Annotated in this window: 4 protein-coding genes; 2 read left to right on the top strand and 2 right to left on the bottom strand. The window is 69.3% G+C overall.

All coding sequences use genetic code 11. The features are described 5' to 3' along the window. Positions 1–410, top strand: a 410-nt coding sequence (locus tag AC2VNT_RS00260; protein WP_486944956.1) for a LysR substrate-binding domain-containing protein, incomplete at its 5' end; no start/stop codon positions are given. Here AC2VNT_RS00260 and AC2VNT_RS00255 read toward each other — a convergent pair. Together AC2VNT_RS00255 and AC2VNT_RS00250 are read right to left on the bottom strand one after the other, a co-directional pair. Next, positions 388–624, bottom strand: a complete 237-nt coding sequence (locus tag AC2VNT_RS00255; protein ID WP_486944955.1) for a (2Fe-2S)-binding protein — start codon at positions 622–624, stop codon at positions 388–390. The two genes, AC2VNT_RS00260 and AC2VNT_RS00255, sit on opposite strands and share 23 nt — an antisense overlap. A gap of 7 nt (positions 625–631) precedes the next feature. Beyond that, entirely contained in the window at positions 632–1,363 is a 732-nt protein-coding gene (locus AC2VNT_RS00250; RefSeq protein WP_486944954.1) for a fatty-acid--CoA ligase, read from the bottom strand. 205 nt (positions 1,364–1,568) lie between these two features. On the opposite strand from AC2VNT_RS00250, the gene bfr reads away from it, so the two are divergent. After that, entirely contained in the window at positions 1,569–2,048 is a 480-nt protein-coding gene (gene bfr / locus AC2VNT_RS00245; protein ID WP_486944953.1) for a bacterioferritin, read from the top strand. Positions 2,049–2,107 lie beyond the last annotated feature (59 nt).

The following is a 2,107-nucleotide window of genomic DNA, read 5'->3' as shown; positions in this document are numbered from 1 at the left end:
TCTCGCCGGCCGCGCTCACGGACCTGCCGTTGCTGCTGCTCGACGAGGGACACTGCCTGCGTGACCAGGCGCTGGACATCTGTCGCAGCGCCGGTGTCTCGGCCGAGCTGGCGGTCACCCGGGCCGCGTCGCTGTCGACCGCGGTGCAATGCGTGGCCGGAGGGCTGGGGGTGACCCTGATCCCGCAGACCGCGGTACCGGCGGAGGCCGAGCGCAGCCAGCTGGGGCTGGCGTATTTCGCTGCGCCTCGTCCGGGCCGGCGGATCGGGCTGGTGTTCCGTTCCAGCAGCGGGCGTGACGGTCCCTACCGCCGGCTCGCCGGGATCATCGGTGAGCGGGTCGAAGCCGGCCACGACGTGCGACTGACCCGGGAATCGGCGCCGAGGGTCAGGGCGAGCCGATCGGGGTGATCTCCAGCGCCAGGTGTCTGAGCGATTCGTTCACGGGCCCGGACGGCGCCGCGGTCAGGCCGGCGGCGATGATGTCACGCACGGTGCACCGGCAGCGGCCGCAGTCGGCACCGGCGCCACAGGCCGCGGCGACCTCTTTCGACGTCGCCGCGCCGGCGGCAACCGCATCGGAGACCATCTGCTTGGTGGCCCCTACGCAGAGACAGACATACATTCGCGCGCTACCCCTGCCGAGTCGCTGCTGGGTTGGTGACAGCCGCTGGGCCGGTCGGACCGGTTGCGTCTTCGGCGGTCATCACGTACGCCAACTCGCCGACGAACGGCCGCGGATAGCCGGCGGCTGGCCCGCCGGACATCCATTCCGCGGCCGTGTCTGGCTGGTCGATCCAGCGCTGCGCGTTGGCCGCGCCGTCGATCTCCAGCAGGGTGAGCACTTCCTGGCGGTCGTCGACGGCCCCGTAGACCCAGACCCGGCGTACCCCGGCGTCCCGGAACCGCTCGAGTCCGTCGTGCACGTTGGCCATCAACGCGGCGAGGTTGCCGACGTGGGCCACCGCGCCGACGATCACACCCGGGACGGCGGCGGCCGAAGCCGCCAGGTCGATCTTCTCCCGGACCGCGCCGGCGAATATCGCCGGTATGTCGTTGACGCCGGCCCGGTCGAACCACTCGAAGACGGCGGGGGAGCGCAGCAGCTCCGTGATCGGTGCGCCACCGGGGCGAATCCCGATCGTCACCAGCACCCGGTTCGGTTCCGTCGTCGACGTGTACAGCACCACATGGTGCGCTCCGAGGTCGACCAGCGGGGAGTGGCTGTCCTTGATCAATGACCAGGTCCGCTCGACGTCGTCGACCCGGTAGTCGACCGCCAGCACGAGCGACGGCGGAACCCGACCGGGGACGCTGCCGTTGACGGCGTCCACCACACCTCGGCCGGCGGAATCCACGCTCATGTTAGCGGAGTCTAACCTAAGTTGATCGCGCTGCCCATCGCGGTTGCGGCGCCGGACTTTTCACCCGGGTCGAGCTGCGCGAGAACGGGTGCCGGCCACCGCCGACTGCACTAGATTCAATTCCGCACGGTTCGGCGAGTCGCCCGATCGCAACTCGGCGGCCGTGGCCCAGCAGCGACGCGTGTCACACACCCGAGGAGCGATCATGCACGGCGACCCCGACGTTTTGAAACTGCTCAACGAACAGCTCACCAGCGAGCTCACCGCGATCAACCAGTACTTCCTGCACTCGAAGATGCAGGACAGCTGGGGTTTCACCGAACTGGCCGCGCACACCCGGGAGGAATCGTTCGAGGAGATGCGGCATGCCGAGGTGATCACCGATCGGATTCTGCTGCTCAACGGCCTGCCGAACTACCAGCGCATCGGATCGCTGCGGATCGGCCAGACGCTGCGCGAACAATTCGAGAGCGATCTCCAGCTGGAGCTGGACGTGCTGAACCGGCTCAAGCCGGGCGTCGTCATGTGCCGGGAGAAGCAGGACAGCACCAGTGCGAAACTGCTCGAGACGATCCTGGCCGACGAGGAATCCCACGTCGACTACCTGCAGACTCAGCTGGAACTGATGGACAAGCTGGGCGACGCGCTGTACACCGCGCAGTGCGTGTCCCGCCCACCGAGCTGACCGATGCGGCCCCCGAGGGCGGCGGGGGGGGGGCGCCGCGGGGGGGGCGGGGGGGCCCC

The organism is Mycobacterium sp. TH-M15 (assembly GCF_057473705.1).
This window is presented reverse-complemented; position numbering and strand designations above follow the sequence as displayed.